Here is an 18,326-nt window from a genome sequence, read left to right as displayed (position 1 = left end):
AAAAAGCAACACTAAAACTCTTCAAATTAAACCTTCAGGCTCTGTATAAACGACCGCTTTCTCTCGCACACTATCGACAAAAGCAAAAGGAGGCTGATATAACGATGGAACTGGATCTTCATCTGTACTCGGTGCGAACGGATTTAGCGCTAGAGGCGAAGGAATTAGCAGAGGGACCGCAAAGGAATCCCATCCCCGGCGTGAACGAAGAGGTGCAGGAAGCAGACGGCATCAAGATAACTCGGCTTCAGGTTGGCAATGAAATGGGCTCCCGGGCAATTGGGCGTACCGTTGGGAATTATGTAACGCTTGAAGTACCCGCATTGCGGGGAGGAGATACTGGTCTGCAGCAAAAAGTAACCGAGGTATTCGCCCGAGAGTTTGAGGATTTTATGACCCGCATCGGCATTGGTAAAAATTCTAAAGCCCTTATTGTGGGTCTTGGCAACTGGAATGTGACACCGGATTCACTGGGCCCTTTAGTTGTTGAGAATACCCTTATTACGCGGCAGTTTTATGAATTGGTTCCGGATCAGGTGGAACCTGGATATCGGAATGTTAGTGCTGTAGCACCGGGTGTGCTGGGGTTGACAGGGATTGAATCCAGCGAGGTTGTCCAAGGGATTATTGATCGGACCCGACCGGATTTCATTATCGCTATTGATGCCCTGGCCTCACGTTCTCTAGAAAGAATTAATACTACGATCCAAATAGCAGATATCGGCATACACCCCGGCTCCGGTATCGGGAATAAAAGAAGAGGATTGACTCGTGAAATTCTGGGTATCCCTTGTATTGCTATTGGTGTCCCAACGGTCTGCTATGCTTCAACTATAGTCAACAATGTTCTGGAAATGATGAAAACGCACTTTGGTCAGGGAACGCCTCATACTAAAAAAATCATGGGTATGTTGGATGAAATATCCGAGAATGAACGGTTATCCTTAGTTAAGGAAGTATTGGAACCGCTCGGACATGATCTGATTGTGACGCCGAAGGAGATTGACGAATTCATAGAGGAAATCGCCAATATCGTTGCCAGTGGACTTAACACAGCATTGCATGAAGCTGTAGATCCTACTAATGTCGGTGCCTACACTCACTAATTTACAAGTGCAAATCCGCGAGCCCGATGAGGCGAAGTGCGGGTTTGCGCTTTTTTTTAATTAAAAAGACTAGCCCTATCTATTAAATAGATTGAACTCTATTTTGTTTGTTACCCTATTCCGGTTCTAGCGATGCTCTTAAGTTCATAGATTTGGAATATAAGAGATTACAGAGGGCTTGGAGGAGGAACTGAATAATGAACAAAAAATGGTTTCAGCTATGGAACATTGGTCGACTACGGGCAAGATTTATGGATGTATTATCACTGGGAAAAACGATGCTACTGCTAGCCGGGGGCTCTTTCGTATTTTTCATACTGCTGGGCGCGGGAGGTTTGGCAGGTCAGAAGCTGAACTCTTCCCCCATTCCTTCAATGAAAGGATTAGCGACTTCGCTTTCTAGCGGATTTTTTATGGAAATACTAGGGATGGAGATGCCGCATTTGCCTAAGGGAAAGGAATTTAGCGCTCTATCCGGTGATAAGGTTACCTCCTTTGTGTTTCAGCTCCTGACCAGTGTGAATCCTAATGATCCGAAAAGTCTGCTCTCACGAGAACTTCCAGGTCTGGCGGCTGATGAGCCTGTGCTGCTGCGGAATGCGTCTGGAGGCAGCGAGGATGCACCTGCTGATTACCACCCTGGCACCGATGAATTGACTATGGAAGAAGGCACGGTTACACCGGATGATCCATCTCTTAATGAGGGAGGGGACGAGCCTGAGGCTACTCCTGTTCCGCAACCGACTGCATCTCCTGATACTGCGGGAAGTAAAGCCCAGGATTTATTGGAGAAAAGAATTCTTATTTACCACTCGCATCCGCGTGAAGCTTATAATCCGTTAATTGGAACAAATGGTGATAATCCGAGCTCCGCCCTGCCATCCAAGAATGTAATGCTTGTAGGATCCTATCTGTCAAAACGATTGGAATTGCGCGGAGTCGGCACCATCCACTCGAAGGAAGATTACGCGACGGAAGTGGAAGACTACAGCTGGAACTTTTCCTATAAATATTCCCGGCAAATGATTAAGACAGCTTTTGCCCAAAATGACGGATTAAATGAATTAATTGACATTCACAGGGATTCTCAGCGGCATAAGAAGACGACCACCGTTATTGACGGAAAAAGTTATGCCCAAGTGTATTTTATCCTCGGACATGCGAATAAAGATTGGAAGAAGAATGAGGCGTTCGCGAACCAGATACACCAGCTTCTGGAGAAAGAATATCCGGGGATCTCACGTGGAATCTGGGGGAAGGCGGCAAACAAGGGCAATAACGGCGAATATAATCAGTCCTTGTCTCCCAACAGTGTGTTAATTGAGGTGGGCGGTATTGACAATACGGCGGAAGAGCTGAAGCGTACCTCGGAAATCTTGGGTGATGCTATTGCGGATGTGTATTGGAGCAGTCATGAAGCTGAGAAAGTAAACGCAGCCAGCAAGTCAACGGACTCGGACGCAACTAAAGGTAAGGCTCTTGAGGGTACGGCCGGTGATGCTTCCTAGGCTATGGGGAGAACGACTTCAGAAGGGGTGGAGAAATGTCGCGTTTCGGTAAAAAATTATTTGTTGTTGGGATGTGGGCCGGTATCGGAATTCTGATAGGTATGCAGTTCGGCAGCATCGGTGAGGGGACGAAGGTCTCCCAGATTCCCGGTTGGAACGTTGTAGCCGGTGCAGCACAGAACGCTAACCCAACACCTCCTTCATCCAGTCCGACCTACGTATACGTCCCCGTAAATATAGATCCGACTACCGGAGCTGTTACAAGCCTACCTCAACAAGAGGTAAAGGATTACAGTACACTAACACCGGGGCAAATTCTTGTCCCCGAGGAGCAAAAGCCAAAGGTCGATGTTCTTGCGGACAAGACAGCGGGGCTACTGCAGCAAGCTTCTCAGAAAAGCATCCGCTGGGTAGTTTCCTTGTTTGATTCCTCCGAAAATTAAGAAGTTCTTAGAAACAGCTGTCTTGCTGAAAAAGCGGGGGATGCTGTTTCTTTTTGGTAACGCAGATGCGGGATTGATGGGTAGGGCTTGTACTGTTATAATAGATGGATTAACAACAGGCTGTTTGTGGGGGTAAGGAATGACTGACGTACAGAAAAGACAACAACAAATTCGCAATTTCTCGATTATTGCCCATATAGACCATGGTAAATCGACATTGGCTGACCGAATACTCGAATATACCGGTGCGCTTAGCTCCCGTGAAATGCAGGAGCAGGTTCTCGATCAGATGGATCTTGAACGTGAACGCGGGATTACAATCAAGCTGCAGGCCGTTCGTCTCACCTATCGTGCGGATGACGGTCAGGATTATTTCTTGAATCTAATTGATACACCAGGACATGTCGATTTCACGTATGAAGTGTCCCGTAGTCTTGCAGCATGTGAAGGTGCATTGCTAGTAGTGGACGCGGCTCAAGGTATCGAAGCACAGACGCTGGCTAACGTATATCTTGCGCTGGATAACAACCTGGAAATTCTACCGGTTCTCAACAAAATTGATTTACCTAACGCTGATCCTGAACGGGTGAAGCAGGAAATCGAGGATGTAATTGGGTTGGATACCAGTGAAGCCGTTATGGCCTCCGCCAAAGCAGGTATCGGCATCAAAGAAATACTGGAGCAGGTGGTAAAGCAGGTACCGGCTCCAACGGGTAATTCAGAAGCTCCGCTTAAAGCGCTGATTTTTGATTCCCACTATGATCCGTACAAAGGTGTTATTGTTTATGTCCGCGTGATGGACGGCAGTATTCGTGCCGGCTCCAAAATTAAGATGATGGCCACTGAGAAGACCTTTGAGGTTATTGAGGTTGGCGCATTCATGCCGCGTATGTCAATTGTAAATGAACTAAATGTAGGTGATGTAGGATTTATCGTCGCAGGCATTAAGCATGTGGGCGATACCCGTGTCGGTGATACAGTAACGGACACCAAGAACCCGACACTTGAGCCGCTGCCTGGTTACCGTAAGATCAATCCAATGGTTTATTGCGGTCTATATCCAATTGAAACCTCTGATTATAATGATCTGCGTGAAGCGCTTGAAAAGCTGCAGCTTAACGATGCGTCTCTCAGCTTTGAGCCGGAAAGCTCCAGCGCTCTTGGTTTCGGATTCCGCTGTGGATTCTTAGGACTGCTGCATATGGAGATTATTCAGGAACGGATTGAACGTGAATTCAATCTGCCGTTGATTACCACAGCACCGAGTGTTATTTACCGGATCTTGCTGACAAACGGTGAAACGATAACCATCGACAACCCGTCACACTATCCGGAAATCGGCACGATTGATTACATTGAAGAGCCGTACGTTAAGGCTGCGATCATTGTGCCTAACGACTACGTGGGTACCGTAATGGAGCTTTGTCAGAACAAGCGTGGCGAGTTCGTCAATATGGAGTACCTAGATGCCAATCGGGTAACGATTACGTATGAGGTTCCATTGTCAGAAATCGTATATGACTTCTTTGATCAGCTGAAATCCGGCACAAAGGGCTATGCTTCCTACGATTATGAAGTATCGGGCTACCGCCGCTCAAATCTGGTCAAAATGGATATTCTACTGAACAACGAACAAGTGGATGCTTTGTCATTTATCGTTCACCGCGACCGTGCCTATAACCGCGGACGGATCATCTGCGAGAAGCTTCGCGGTATCATTCCCCGCCAGATGTTCGAGGTACCTATTCAGGCTTCTGTCGGAACCAAGGTGGTTGCTCGTGAGACTGTTAAGGCGATGCGTAAGAACGTACTTGCCAAATGCTACGGCGGTGACATTTCGCGTAAGCGTAAGTTGCTGGAGAAGCAAAAAGAAGGTAAGAAACGCATGAAGCAGGTCGGCAGCGTAGAGGTGCCGCAGGAAGCGTTCATGGCCGTGCTGGAAATCGACTAGACCAGTCATGTTAAGCGCCAACTTTGTTTGGCTGACCAGGATTTATGTTCTCTGTCTATTGCACTGATCTAACGGCACTAAATACAGTTAAACGGCCTGTTCGGTGATTAGGGGGCTCAATAGTTGTACAAAATGCAGTTATAGAGCCACTTAAAGGAACCCTCTTCATTCCTTAGCAGTCAAACTTTAATACGAGTTTTATCCGTACCATTGTCCTGCCAGGGAAGCCATAAGGCTTCCCTTTTCTGCTACTCTTAGAAGTGATTTTACATTTACAGAAGCAAAGGAGACAGCTAATGTCTAACATCGCAACTAACAGCCGTCCCCCAGAGGCGGTATATATTCATATCCCATTTTGCACGAACAAATGCTTTTACTGTGACTTTAATTCATATGTATTGAAGGACCAGCCAGTCATGGATTACCTCCATGCATTGGATCGGGAAATGGAACTTACGGTTAAAGAGAATCCGCCTGGAGTGATCAATAGTATTTTTGTTGGCGGGGGAACACCTACCGTATTGAAGCCTGATGAAATGGAATTTTTCCTGAAATCGATTCGCACACACTTTCCGAACTGGAATAAAGATATAGAGTTCTCTATGGAAGCTAACCCCGGAACTACTGATCGCGATAAGCTGGAAGTAATGAAGGCTGGCGGAGTAAACCGGGTCAGCTTCGGTGTTCAAGCTTTTCAGAATGAGCTTCTGGAGGGCATCGGCCGGATTCATAATGTCGACGACGTCTATCGGAGCTTGGAGAATGCGCGTGCGGTTGGACTGAATAATCTTTCAGTGGATTTGATGTTTGGTTTACCTAATCAAACGGTGGAGATGCTTGCGGAGAGTATTAAGAAGGCATTGGAGCTTGATCTGCCTCACTACTCTATATACAGTCTGAAGGTTGAGGAAAACACTCTTTTCCACACCCTGTTCAATAAGAACAAGCTTCCGCTCCCTAACGAAGAGGATGAACTCCAGATGTACCTGCTGCTGATGTCTTCTATGGAAGAAGCGGGATACAACCAGTATGAGATTAGTAATTTTGCAAAGCCTGGTAAAGAGAGTCTCCACAATATTACTTACTGGCGAAACGAAGATTATTATGGTTTGGGTGCAGGAGCACACGGTTATGCCCGACGCCAGCGTCACGTAAACATCAAAGGGGTTAATCCCTATATAGAAGCTTCCCGTAAAGGATTGCCGCGGCTGAATACCTATGCCATCTCTGAGGAAGAAGCGATGGAGGATTTCATGATGGTGGGCCTTCGCATGCGTGCTGGGATATCAGGGGCTGCTTTTCTAGCGCAATTCGGTAAGACCATGGAGGATGTGTTTGGCAAGTCTCTGCATAAAATGTTGAATGCCGGATTGCTTGAGCAAGAGAATGGCATCTATCGTCTGAGCAAGCAGGGAATCCTTTTTGGGAATGATGTTTTCGGAGAATTTGTAGGGGCGCTGACAGAGGTTTAATTTTAAAATAACTCTTGAATTCAAATTCACTCTGATGTATATTTATTCAATAATATCAACGGGGGGAGTGAAGCAGGGTGATTGCAAAGTTGGCCCGTCATGAATTTCACAACAAAAGTAGAATGGCGACATGCAGAAGTGCTACAGTGGACGATATTGAGCCATTGTATCTTATGATAGAGGAGTATGCACAAAAGGGTATTATGCTTCCCCGTTCCCGTGCTGCATTGCAGCGTCAGATTGATCTATTTGTCGTTGCTGAAATGGATGGAAAGGTCGTTGGCTGCGGTTCTCTCTGCAGGCTCGGCACTGACCTTGTTGAGATACGTTCACTTGGCCTCCATGATGAATACCAAGGCAAAGGAATAGGCTCCTTGATTGTGAATGCCCTAACTGAAGAAGCCAGACGTCAGAAGATCCCGAAGATTATGGCGCTGACCTACGCCGTTGATTTTTTTCTTAGAAACGGATTTGATATTGTAGAGAAAGAGATCTTCCCCGAAAAAGTATGGACCGACTGCGTGAACTGCTCGAAGCAGCATGCTTGTGATGAAATAGCGGTACTTAAGAGGCTGAACTAATTCGATAGTTATAAAATAGACCACATTCTCATTGGACACTCAACTGTCTGCTGGGAGTGTGGTTTTTTGTTGCGGAAACTTGTTATTTCCTCTGAGGTAAGGTAGGTCAACATCCAAAAAAGGGGTAGACACTTTTTTGGATGTTTTTTGTAATTCACTGAATATTCAACCTCATCTGCAATCAGCCTCTAACGTAGAAATGTACATTGCGGTGGTATATTGAAACAGCCTCCTGAGTGTAGTTGCAGTGAATGGGGTGAATTTCGTATTTAGTGAGTAGAACAGACAAAATTAAATATGAGGAGCGTGTTCTTTTGACAAGGCGATGGAGCAAAATGATAGCAATGATTTTATTGATTTTGATGATATTTTCAGCAGTGAGTTTACCTATATCTAATTCGATTGAAGCGGAACCTCTTGTAACAACACAAGCAAATTTGGATGCTATTCCTGAAAACACACTGAGAATACATTATCAAAGAGTAGACAATGAATTTCAAGATATGGGCCTTTGGTTATGGGGGGATGTAACCACACCTTCGGGGGATGTTGGAGCGTGGCCTACAGGTGCTACCTCTTTAGATGAAAATCAGCTAACAGACTATGGAGTGTATGTCGACATCAGCTTGAAAGCTAAGGCGAATAAAGTGAATTTCATAGTATTAAATAAATTAAACGAAGTTAAGGATGGAAATGAGAAGGTAGTTGTAATGACTACACCGGAAATCAATGAAATATGGATCAAGGAAGGTTCAGATGAGGTGTTTCTGTGGGAACCGGTAAGCCTGCCTGAGAACACTGTACGAATACATTATCAAAAAGCTGACCCGGATTATAGTAATTGGGGTCTTTGGATGTGGGACGATGTGGAGACACCTTCCGAGGCTGTAGCCAGTTGGCCTACAGGGGCGACTTCCTTTTCCAATGCGCAGATCGATAAGAATGGTGCCTATATTGATGTGGAATTAAAAGAGAATGCGGGACTATTAAGTTTCCTGGTTATTAATCGTATAGACGGTGCTAAAGATGGTGCAGAGAGGTCGTTTGCACAACTTAGAGATTATAAGCATCTGTTTATTAAAGAAGGGGATCCTGCGGTTTACACATCACCTTATGTTACAGCAGTAGAGGATAGTAAAGCGAACTTTCCTGATTGGTCTAAAGACTCCACCATTTATGAAGTGAATGTCAGACAATATACTCCAGAAGGAACCTTTAAGGCGTTTGAGGCGCACCTTCCTCGATTAAAGGAATTAGGTGTGGAAATTTTATGGTTTATGCCTATTCATCCAATATCGGTGACGAACCGGGTGGGATCTTTAGGCTCATACTATGCGGTGGATGATTACCAAGCAGTCAATCCTGAATTTGGTTCGTTGGAAGATTTCAAAAGTCTAGTGAATACGGCCCATGAGATGGGCTTCAAGGTCATGTTGGACTGGGTAGCCAATCATACAGGATGGGATAATCAGTGGATTAATAATGAGGGTTGGTATACAACAGACAGTGAAGGCAATGTTGTGATTCCTGGGGGAACCAATTGGCAGGATGTTGCAGACCTGAATTTTGATCATGCAGATATGCGTAATGCAATGATTGATGCGATGAAGTTTTGGGTGAGGGAAACGGACGTTGATGGATTCAGAAGTGATTACGCGGCGGGTGTGCCGCAGGATTTCTGGGAGACCGCACGTATGGAGCTGGACCAGATTAAACCGGTCTATATGTTAGCAGAGGATGATACACAATACGGCTTATTATCCAAGGCATTTAACTCTAACTATGGTTGGGAACTTTTTTATAACATCATGAAAGGCATACCTAACGGTGAGAAGGGCTCAAAAGATATACAATCCTATATCGAGAGAACTCTGCAGGTGTACCCTAAGGGCTCCTATCCCATGAATTTCATTACTAATCATGATACGAATTCATGGGAAGGAACAACGTCGGAAATGTTCGGTGAAGCTGAAAAAACGATGGCGATTTTATCCTTTATGCTACCGGGTATGCCTTTGATATATTCTGGACAAGAAATAGGGCTTGATAAAAGACTAGCCTTTTTTGATAAAGACGAGATTAATTGGGATGACCTGACGATGCAACCGTTTTACGAGAAATTAATTACTCTAAAAAAACAGAATGCAGCGCTTTGGAATGGCAGTGAAGGCGGGGATGTTCAATTTCTCACAACAGATGATCCGCGAGTATTGGCTTTTGAAAGAGAAAAGAATGGTAATAAAGTGGTGAGTGTATTAAATCTTTCTGCAGAAAATGTAACAACGGCAGTGTATGCTGATACAGCGGCAGGGACCTATCAGTCGTATTTACACCATACTTCCTTTGAAATTAATCAGGAACAAACTTTCAATCTTGCACCTTGGGAGTATCAGATTTTTACGAATAACATTGCGGCAGAATCGATAAACGTAAGTAATCAAGATAAATTAACCAGCATTGCAACCAAAGGTGGAACTTTGCAATTGGCCGCTGAGGTATTGCCAGCAAATGCAACTAAAAAAGAGGTTACCTGGAGCATTCAAAGCGGAGAAAGTTACGCAAGCTTGTCAGATACAGGACTCTTGACTGCCATAGCAAACGGGACTGTTATTGTAAAAGCAACATCTGTCAGTGATTCGAGTATTAGCAATACATTCAACGTCACGATTCAGATCAAAGAAACCACTGAAGTGAATCCAATTCCAAATACCGGATCTATCATTAATGATGTCACGAAACCGAATGTAGAAGCAGCAAAGGGTGTTGTTGCTTTTAAGGAAGACAGTCTAAAGAACGGGAGCGGGGATCCTGTAACTTTAACGGTGGCCAGTGATATTGAACAAGTATTACTTCCCATTCATGCCGCTGAACTAGTTGGAAAAAAACCCATAAAGATCAAGTTTGATAAAGTATCTATTGAACTTCCCACTGAGGTACTGCTCGCAGCGCAATCACTTGTGTCAGGAGCAACTGCAGACAAAGCACTGATCTCACTGAATGTGACTCTATTACAACAAGCAGCCGAAGACGCCTTACTGGCAATGCATAAGGATGCCAATACAAACCTAAAAATGGGTAGTGCGATACACAAGATCTCTTTGTCCGTCATAATGAACAAGAATGAGTCCAAGAATCTTAGTCCTTTCACGAAGCCGATTTCAATTTCCTTCCATGTAAATGACGGACTTAGCCATGATCTGGCAGGTGTGTATTTAATTAAGGATAATCAGAAACTTGAATATGTAGGCGGGAAACGGAGTGACGGGATCATGACCGTAAGGGTCGAGCACTTGAGTGAATTTGCAGTCTTAGAATATGAAAAAACCTTTAACGATGTGATCGCATCACATGCCGCTTACCTAGCCATAAAGTCGTTAGCGGCAAAACAGATTGTGAACGGAACCACAGAAACGAACTTTGAGCCCAACAAGAGTATTTCACGTGCAGAGTTTGCGGCACTGTTGGTGCGGTCGTTGAACCTTAAGGAAGTCGGAACCAAAGGATTCTCAGATGTGCGCGGGGACGAATGGTATGCCGGTGCTGTAACGGCTGCAGCTGAGGCAGGGATCATCAAGGGACGAAATGAGGGTGTATTTGATCCGAGAGCCCAGGTGACAAAACAGGAGTTGGACATCATGCTCCAGCGGGCTAACGCGTTTAAGAATGGGAATAAACTAGCAGATACCGAAACGTTAAATGAACCGAAATCCCTAATGAGCCGTGCCGAAGCGGCGATAGCCATATATTTATTATTGAATAACTAGTATAGTGACAAGAATTCTATTACCTTAAGGGTAATAGAATTCTTGTTTTCCTATTCCTAAGGTTCTATATAGACTGAACTAAATAACAACCTCGGGGTGGTAGTAACGAAAGGGAATTTTGGAACTGGAGGAGCGTTAGCGACCGCCCGAAAGCTTTCCGTAGGAAAGCTCGCTTCGAAAGCATCAGCTGTCTCCGGATTTCATCCGCGGACAGCGGTTATAATCAAGAAATCGGGAGACAACAGCGGCTGGAAGTCCAAACATTCACTGTAGTAACTACCACACTCCAACGAGTAAGTCTTTAGTACAATCTTTATAGTGAATAAGAGTTATCCATGGTAACATAATTTAATAGTCAGAACTTCATACCTATATACATTGAACTTAAAAATAGACAAAAAGGATGGAAGTAACGGAGGGGAATTTTGGAACTGGAGGAGCGGTAGCGTCCGCCTTTGTCTCCGGATTTCATCCGCGGACAGCGGTTATAATCAAGAAATCTGGAGACAACAGCGGCTGGAATTCCAACATTCACCGCAGTTGCGCCCCAAACCCAAAGTAGATAAATTTTAAGTTCAACTTATATAAATAAATTATGCTTATATTTGGCGAGGCAGGGGATCAGGTGAATAAGAACTTCATTATTGAACGTTTCGAGCAGGTTACTTTCAAGAATAGAATCATTTCCATCTTTCTTTTCGGAAGTTTAGTTCCCTTTATCTGCCTTGGATTTGTTTCTTTCTACACGATCGATTCGATCCTTGGAAATAAAGTAGAAAGCGCTATTAAAAGTAATTTGAAGCAAGATATATCAACGTTAGAAAACGCTTTAAATAACTTGAACCATGTCTCACAACAACTAGCGTTTGGTGGAATCAATAAGCAGATTGAAGATCTTCAACAGGTGCTCGAACCCTATGACCGAATTCAGCTTCTGACTGAGATTAAAAGCGAGTTGAATATTATTTCATTCTCTAATCCCAATGTGGGTTTAATTATGTACTACTACCCGGAGACCGATTTGCATGAATTAGAAAATTTCAATATAAGGGGGCACTTTTCACCAAAAGAGCTTCCTATCATGGCTAAATATCCAGAGATCACCTACTATGGGCCTCATAAAAGCTACAATGGTTCTATTAATCAGTATGTATTTAGTACGATGAGAAAAGTCAATTTACCCGATCAGAATGTGTATTTGTACATTGAGACCGGCCGCAACGCCTTACAAACCCTATTTGCTCCCCAGAATCGAAAGGTGGATTCTCGTCGTCTACTGATTCTAGATAATGATGGGAGAGTAGCATTTAGTGAAGATGCTAAGGATTTTCCGGAGAATGAGTTATTTCCTGGATCGAGTAATACAGAAGTAACTTCTGGAGAGTATAATCAATTTTTTTGGAGTAAAGAAACAAGCAATCAAGGATGGAGTATTGTCTCCATCACACCCATGAAGGAATTGAATCAGGAGAGAAACCAGTGGCTTGTAAAAACGACCCTATTTTTTATCCTATTTAGTATTGTGGCGGTATTTAGTGCATGGGTTTTGTGGAAAATGGTGTATAAGCCGTTAGGGAAGTTTAATACAGAAATCAAATCTCTAATTGTAAGCCCTTCTAAAGAGCATACGGGATTAACGGATATCCCTGAGTTTGATTTTCTATTGCATCAGATCAGAAGCATGAAGGGGCAGATTTGGGAGTTATATTCGGAGATAGAAGAGAAAGAAAAGCGAAGAGCAGATTTGGAAGTCGAGAAATTATTGTATCAGATAAATCCGCATTTTCTTATGAATACGCTCGATACCGTGCATTGGCTGGCCGTGTTTAGCGGGCATGATAAAATCGATAAGTTAGTACTCTCGTTAAACAAATTGTTAAGTTATAATTTAGGCAAAATGGGGGAAGTCACCACGATCGGCGATGAAGTACAAGCTTTGAAGGAGTATTTACAGCTGCAACAAATAAGATATGATTTTCAATTCGATGTCGACATTGACGTAGATGAGAATGCGATGGCCTTATTGATTCCACGTTTTATTCTGCAACCGTTGGTAGAAAACGCCCTTTATCATGGCGTGAGCGATGATGGATATATTCATGTGGATATTAAGTCCAATGATGGCTTAGATATCAAAATCCAAGATAATGGCGCCGGAATGTCAGAAGAAACCATCGATCGTTTATTAAATGATGAATCTAAGGAGAATCAGAAGGTGGGCATGGGAATCGGCATGAGATATGTAAAGAGTATTCTGCATGCAAACTACGGGGGAGAGGCAAGATTAGAAATCAAAAGTGAAATAGGTAAAGGAACGATTGTTTCTGTACGTATACCCCTTTCTGGAGGTGATATACCCTCATGATTCGCGTACTGATTGTAGACGATGAAAAAATTGTCCGCCAAGGACTAGCATCCTTCATGCCCTGGAAAGAGTTCGGAATGGCTGTTGTGGGAGAGGCCAACAATGGCGCGAACGCTCTCCAATTTATAGAAACAACTAAGGTAGATCTATTGCTTACGGATTTATCCATGCCCGTGATGTCCGGAATTGAGTTAATGAGAGAGGTGCGCCAAAAGTACCCACATATCCAAATCGTTGTAATGACTCTACATCAAGATTTTGAGTATGTGCAGGAGGCACTTCGACTGGGAGCTATTGATTATGTCGTCAAAACTCAGCTGGAGAAGGAGCGATTCGAAGATGTATTAGGTAGAATTGCTTCTCTTATGGAACAGAGAGGTCCCTTAAAGGCCACTCCTACCCAGGAGGATGAAGTAGATTTAGCGGATGAGATCTATGTTTTATACTCACTACACCAAAACAATGAAGACTCCATAATGGATATTCATTCACCGAAAGGTGCGGTAGAAGCAGATGTAGGGATTTGGTATTGGACTGACATTTCGGAAGATGAGAAGCTAATAATCCTCGAGAAGGTGACTAACATTCCCGCTTCCAATCGGGAGTATGCTCTTTTTTGTTTTCGGGAATTACAAGGTATGGATCGTAAGTCAATTTTACAACTCCTCCGCAGCTATCGAAAGTCTGACTTGTTCTATGAGTATGATCCTATTCATCCCTATCAGATCGTTAACAGTGCTATGTTTCTAAATAAAATAAAGTCTGGATCCAGTCATGAAATCAATGAGATCAAAGAAAAATGGCTAGCTTCCGAATGGATATACGACGATCAGCTTTTTGAGGTGATGATTAATCATCTTAAATCCATTAAATTGCCTTCAATTCGATTGACAAGAATATTCTCATCTTTAGCGGATGAATGGAACAGACTGTACCGTCTAATTTTACCTCATCCCATCCTAGTCAAAGACTTCTTTTCTTGCTGGTTTGAATTTGAAACATGGCTTAGGGAAACGAAGGAAATGACCAGACTAGCGAATACGAAGAATCAATACTCTAATGAAATTCAGAACAGTATTGCCAAAGCGATGAATATGGTACAACGAATGATGAATCAACCTCTATCAGCGGGGGAAATTGCGCAAAGGGTAAACATGAGCAACAGCTACTTTAGTCAGTGTTTTAAAGATATTGTTGGTCAAACCTACACGGACTATTTGCGGGATATTCGTATGGAAAAAGCGAAAGAATATTTAAGGAATACGAACAAAACAGTTCAATGGATTTCTGAACAGATTGGTTACAATGATGAGAAGTATTTCAGTCGGTTATTTCGGGAACATGTAGGGATGGTTCCAACCCTGTATAGAAAAGATCTGAAATGATCGTTCTAAAAATAATAAGGGTAGACGTCAAGATAGAGAATAGTCTGAAAAGGGGGAGACTCTTTTCGGACTTTTTTTTATTTCCGATATATTCTCAACTATATTCCAAATCATTCTATAACTTAGAGGTCTATCATGACATGATATATTGATGGGGAATCAAGATCAATGCTAATTAATAGGGGGCAAACAATGAAAAAGCAGGGAATAAAAAAAGGGTTGACCGCTATCATGGTCGGGTTGCTTATTACTACAAGCTTAAGTGCGTGTAGCAGTAACAATACAACGAACAGTTCGAGTAACAATTCAGAGGGCAGTACCAATGTTGCGGTAAATATAGATCCGCTTGGAAAATTCCCGGAGCCACTTGAGGTTTCAATTGGTAGATCACTGGATACGAATTATAAGTTTAATGGTACTGACACAGCTGAAGATAATGCTTACACACGCTGGTTAAAAGAAGAATACAACATTGTTGTCAAGCATGCATGGGAAGCATCCGTTACAGATTACGATCAGAAAGTGAGTCTAGCTATTTCTAGTAATGATCTGCCAGATGCCATGCGTGTAAATGAGACGCAACTAAAACAAATGATCAAAGCAGATCAACTAGAGGATCTAACAGAAGTTTATAAAAATGTGGGTGCTCCAAGATTGAAAGATATTTATGAGTCTAATCCTGGATTATTAGAAAATGTCACCGTGGACAATAAATTATACGCTTTTCCGGAAACTACACTTCCATCAGCACCACTAACATGGATCCGCAAAGATTGGCTTGATAAGCTTGGACTTGAGGCTCCTAAGTCATTGGAGGATTTGGAGAAGATAGCGAAGGCATTTATTGACAACAAAATGGGCGGTAAAAACACGGTTGGTATCGTTGGTACCGGTCAGGGGGGAGCACTTTATTCCACCTTCCTGACCTCATCTGATCACTACATGAACTTCTCCTCTCTTTTCTTTGCGAATGGTGCTTATCCTGGCATTTGGGTCAAAGACAAAGACGGAAAGGCTGTCTATGGATCGACACTTCCAGAAACCAAACAAACGCTTGCCATGATGCGTGAATGGTATACGAAAGGTATTTTGGATAAGGAAGTTGGATTGCGCAAAAGCGGGCAAGAGATTGCCGTAAGTGGAGAAGCTGGTATTTTCTTTGGTCCATGGTGGACACCTTATAATTTGCAAGATGCGATTAAAAATGACCCTGAAGCGAACTGGCGTCCATATGTGGCACCATTAAATGCCGCAGGCGAATTCACCTCTAATCAAGCTACGGGAAGTAATTTTATAGTTGTTAAAAAAGGGTATGAACACCCTGAAGCCGTCGTAAAAATGCTTAATGTTCATGTATCAGAAAAAATAGCCAGTTATGAAGGAGCTACGAAGGGTAAGGAGATGACTGGACAGGAAATTCCGCTGTTTATCATTGCCGGTGCCGGGGACCAATTGGATTACACCGTAAATACGCTTCGTGACTATCTGGATGGAAAGATCAAGCTGGAAGATATCGATAAAGTGAACTATGGTTTTACTAATGATCTGGCCTTACATGTAAAAGATATTAAAATAGCACCCTTTGATAACTATGATATTCAGCATTGGGATCAGGTTAAAGATCCTGGATTCTTCGCACATGTATACGCGCATTTAAATGGCGGCTCGACGTTTGTAGATGCTGATGTCAAATATCTGCGCAGCCTTGCAACATCCAAGACAAAGACGATGGACGCGCGGTGGACGAATCTTAAAAAGATGGAGGATGAAACCTTCCTGAAAATTATTCTGGGAAGCAGTCCTCTAGAAGATTTTGATACCTTCGTTCAGAAGTGGATGGAACAAGGTGGGGATACCATCACCAAAGAAGTAAACGAGCTCCAATAATAGAAAATGGTCAAGACGGGTAAATACTTACTCGTCTTGACATCCTAGTAAGGGGATGTAACGTATGCGGATCAGAGGAATAACAAAACACTATTATTTGATGCTTCTTCCGGGATTGATATGGTTGTTCTTCTTCAATTTATTACCTATGCATGGAATCTTAATGGCCTTCAAAGAGTTTAATCCTGGAATGGGAATCTGGAAGTCTCCATGGGTTGGGCTCGAGAATTTCCGCTACATGTTTGAGCTTGATGACAGTATACAAGTATTTAAGAATACTATATTTATCGCGGTACTAAAAATGATTGGAAACTTAATCGTTCCTTTATTATTTGCTCTTATGTTAAATGAAGTCAAAAATCGTTATTTCAGCCGAACGGTTCAGACGATTGTGTATTTACCCCATTTTCTGTCTTGGGTTATTGTAGCGGGTATTATGATTGATATTTTCTCTTATACAGGCCCGATCAACCAAGTTTTATCCGTCTTCGGGATGGACCCTGTATTGTTCTTTGCCAATGCAAAGATATTTCCGTCTCTTATCGTGGGTAGTGATATTTGGAAAGAGTTTGGATTTGCGGCTATTATTTTCTTTGCGGCCCTGACATCCATTAACCCAGAAATGTACGAAGCTGCTGCAATTGATGGAGCTTCTCAGTTTAAACGTCTTATGCGTATTACGCTGCCAAGTATCTTGCCGGTGGCTATTCTACTCGGTACCTTAAGCCTGGGTAATATTCTAAATGCCGGCTTCGATCAAATATTTAACTTGTACAATCCAGCAGTCTACTCGACAGGTGATGTTATCGATACATGGGTCTATAGAGCCGGACTTATTGATATGCAATATGGTTTAGCTACAGCCGTAGGTCTTCTGAAATCCGTTGTCGGTTTAGTTCTGATATCGACTTCATACGGACTGGCATACCGGTTTGCGAACTACAGAATCTTTTAGCATAGGGGTGTGGGAATTATGGTTGAAGAACGCTCGTTCCTCTCCAGAGTATTTAATGGATTCAATGTGATCCTACTAATTTTGATTACACTTCTTTGTGTTTTGCCTGTATGGTATACACTTGTTGTCTCCTTAAGTGATAAAGCAGCAGTATCCGCAGGTCAAGTCTTCATCTGGCCCAAAGGCTTCACATTAGCCTCGTACGAAGCAATCATTGGAGACGGTCAGTTTCTAAAATCGTTTTTAATTTCGGTGGAGCGTGTAGTTCTCGGGGCAGTCATTACCCTTTTTGTTGTGTTGTTGATGGCATATCCTCTCTCCAAAACAACAAAGGAATTTGCACCCCGAAATATTCTGATGTGGCTGCTGATTTTCTCCATGCTGTTCAGTGGCGGGTTGGTCCCTTGGTACATGACTATGAAATCTCTAGGCATGATTAATAACATTTGGGGACTAGTGCTTGGAGGCGGTTTGCCTGTTTTTAATGTCATATTAGTCATGAATTTTTTCAGGAATTTACCGAAGGAAATTGAAGAATCCGCCTTAATTGACGGAGCAGGACCATGGCGCATTCTATTCAATGTTGTATTTCCACTGTCTACACCGGTGCTGGCAACGATACTGGTATTTACTATTGTCTATCATTGGAATGAATTTTTTCAGGCTCTTGTGTTAATGACGAAAAATGAAAATTATCCCTTGCAGTCATATATACGCCAAGTAGCGGTCGTTGTTGATATGTCTAAATTAGATGTGGAAACCGTCAAGCGTTCGGTGGGTTTATCCAACCAGACCTTAAATGCCGCGAAAATTTTTGTTTCTATGCTCCCACTTTTGATTATTTATCCGTTTCTTCAGAAGTACTTTGTCAAAGGAATAACACTTGGTTCGGTAAAAGGATAATGAAAT

Annotated in this window: 12 protein-coding genes; all 12 read left to right on the top strand. The window is 43.0% G+C overall.

Annotated elements, in window-relative coordinates; genetic code table 11:
• Positions 1-104 precede the first annotated feature (104 nt).
• The 12 genes from gpr (at position 105) to PWYN_RS26170 (ending at position 18,320) form a co-directional block, all read left to right on the top strand.
• Positions 105-1,106, top strand: a complete 1,002-nt coding sequence (gene gpr, locus PWYN_RS26225; protein ID WP_036658102.1) for a GPR endopeptidase — start codon at positions 105-107, stop codon at positions 1,104-1,106.
• A gap of 197 nt (positions 1,107-1,303) precedes the next feature.
• A complete protein-coding gene (locus PWYN_RS26220) occupies positions 1,304-2,614 on the top strand; it encodes a stage II sporulation protein P (protein WP_036658099.1) in 1,311 nt (436 codons plus the stop codon).
• Between the two features lie 35 nt (positions 2,615-2,649).
• Complete coding sequence (locus PWYN_RS26215; protein ID WP_036658094.1) at positions 2,650-3,057, top strand: hypothetical protein; 408 nt, start codon at positions 2,650-2,652, stop codon at positions 3,055-3,057.
• Between the two features lie 139 nt (positions 3,058-3,196).
• The gene (gene lepA / locus PWYN_RS26210) at positions 3,197-5,008 is read left to right on the top strand and encodes a translation elongation factor 4 (RefSeq protein WP_036658091.1); all 1,812 of its coding nucleotides are present in this window, start codon (positions 3,197-3,199) and stop codon (positions 5,006-5,008) included.
• 296 nt (positions 5,009-5,304) lie between these two features.
• A complete protein-coding gene (gene hemW / locus PWYN_RS26205) occupies positions 5,305-6,480 on the top strand; it encodes a radical SAM family heme chaperone HemW (protein ID WP_036658089.1) in 1,176 nt (391 codons plus the stop codon).
• Between the two features lie 122 nt (positions 6,481-6,602).
• Positions 6,603-7,061, top strand: coding sequence for an N-acetyltransferase (locus tag PWYN_RS26200; RefSeq protein ID WP_036659205.1), 459 nt, complete (start codon positions 6,603-6,605; stop codon positions 7,059-7,061).
• A gap of 314 nt (positions 7,062-7,375) precedes the next feature.
• Complete coding sequence (locus tag PWYN_RS28380; protein WP_157261261.1) at positions 7,376-10,825, top strand: pullulanase-associated domain-containing protein; 3,450 nt, start codon at positions 7,376-7,378, stop codon at positions 10,823-10,825.
• Between the two features lie 625 nt (positions 10,826-11,450).
• Positions 11,451-13,190 (top strand): sensor histidine kinase, encoded by a 1,740-nt coding sequence (locus PWYN_RS26190; protein ID WP_036658086.1) that lies wholly within the window; start codon positions 11,451-11,453, stop codon positions 13,188-13,190.
• On the top strand, positions 13,187-14,575 hold the full coding sequence (locus tag PWYN_RS26185; RefSeq protein ID WP_036658084.1) for a response regulator: 1,389 nt from the start codon (positions 13,187-13,189) through the stop codon (positions 14,573-14,575). The genes PWYN_RS26190 and PWYN_RS26185 overlap by 4 nt, the downstream gene beginning before the upstream one ends.
• Positions 14,576-14,767: 192 nt before the next feature.
• The gene (locus PWYN_RS26180; RefSeq protein WP_036658082.1) at positions 14,768-16,462 is read left to right on the top strand and encodes a type 2 periplasmic-binding domain-containing protein; all 1,695 of its coding nucleotides are present in this window, start codon (positions 14,768-14,770) and stop codon (positions 16,460-16,462) included.
• Between the two features lie 64 nt (positions 16,463-16,526).
• On the top strand, positions 16,527-17,417 hold the full coding sequence (locus PWYN_RS26175; protein ID WP_036658080.1) for an ABC transporter permease: 891 nt from the start codon (positions 16,527-16,529) through the stop codon (positions 17,415-17,417).
• An 18-nt stretch (positions 17,418-17,435) separates the two neighbouring features.
• On the top strand, positions 17,436-18,320 hold the full coding sequence (locus tag PWYN_RS26170; protein WP_036658077.1) for a carbohydrate ABC transporter permease: 885 nt from the start codon (positions 17,436-17,438) through the stop codon (positions 18,318-18,320).
• Positions 18,321-18,326: the final 6 nt, after the last annotated feature.

Source organism: Paenibacillus wynnii, from assembly GCF_000757885.1.
Classification (GTDB): Bacteria; Bacillota; Bacilli; order Paenibacillales; family Paenibacillaceae; genus Paenibacillus_AQ; species Paenibacillus_AQ wynnii.
This window is presented reverse-complemented; position numbering and strand designations above follow the sequence as displayed.

Excerpts from the sequence above, each read along its gene's own strand:
- gpr (WP_036658102.1), top strand. The coding sequence starts at position 105 with ATGGAACTGGATCTTCATCTGTACTCGGTGCGAACGGATTTAGCGCTA.
- PWYN_RS26220 (WP_036658099.1), top strand. The coding sequence starts at position 1,304 with ATGAACAAAAAATGGTTTCAGCTATGGAACATTGGTCGACTACGGGCA.
- PWYN_RS26200 (WP_036659205.1), top strand. The coding sequence starts at position 6,603 with ATGGCGACATGCAGAAGTGCTACAGTGGACGATATTGAGCCATTGTAT.
- PWYN_RS26175 (WP_036658080.1), top strand. The coding sequence starts at position 16,527 with ATGCGGATCAGAGGAATAACAAAACACTATTATTTGATGCTTCTTCCG.
- PWYN_RS26185 (WP_036658084.1), top strand. The coding sequence starts at position 13,187 with ATGATTCGCGTACTGATTGTAGACGATGAAAAAATTGTCCGCCAAGGA.
- PWYN_RS26170 (WP_036658077.1), top strand. The coding sequence starts at position 17,436 with ATGGTTGAAGAACGCTCGTTCCTCTCCAGAGTATTTAATGGATTCAAT.
- hemW (WP_036658089.1), top strand. The coding sequence starts at position 5,305 with ATGTCTAACATCGCAACTAACAGCCGTCCCCCAGAGGCGGTATATATT.
- lepA (WP_036658091.1), top strand. The coding sequence starts at position 3,197 with ATGACTGACGTACAGAAAAGACAACAACAAATTCGCAATTTCTCGATT.
- PWYN_RS26180 (WP_036658082.1), top strand. The coding sequence starts at position 14,768 with ATGAAAAAGCAGGGAATAAAAAAAGGGTTGACCGCTATCATGGTCGGG.
- PWYN_RS26215 (WP_036658094.1), top strand. The coding sequence starts at position 2,650 with ATGTCGCGTTTCGGTAAAAAATTATTTGTTGTTGGGATGTGGGCCGGT.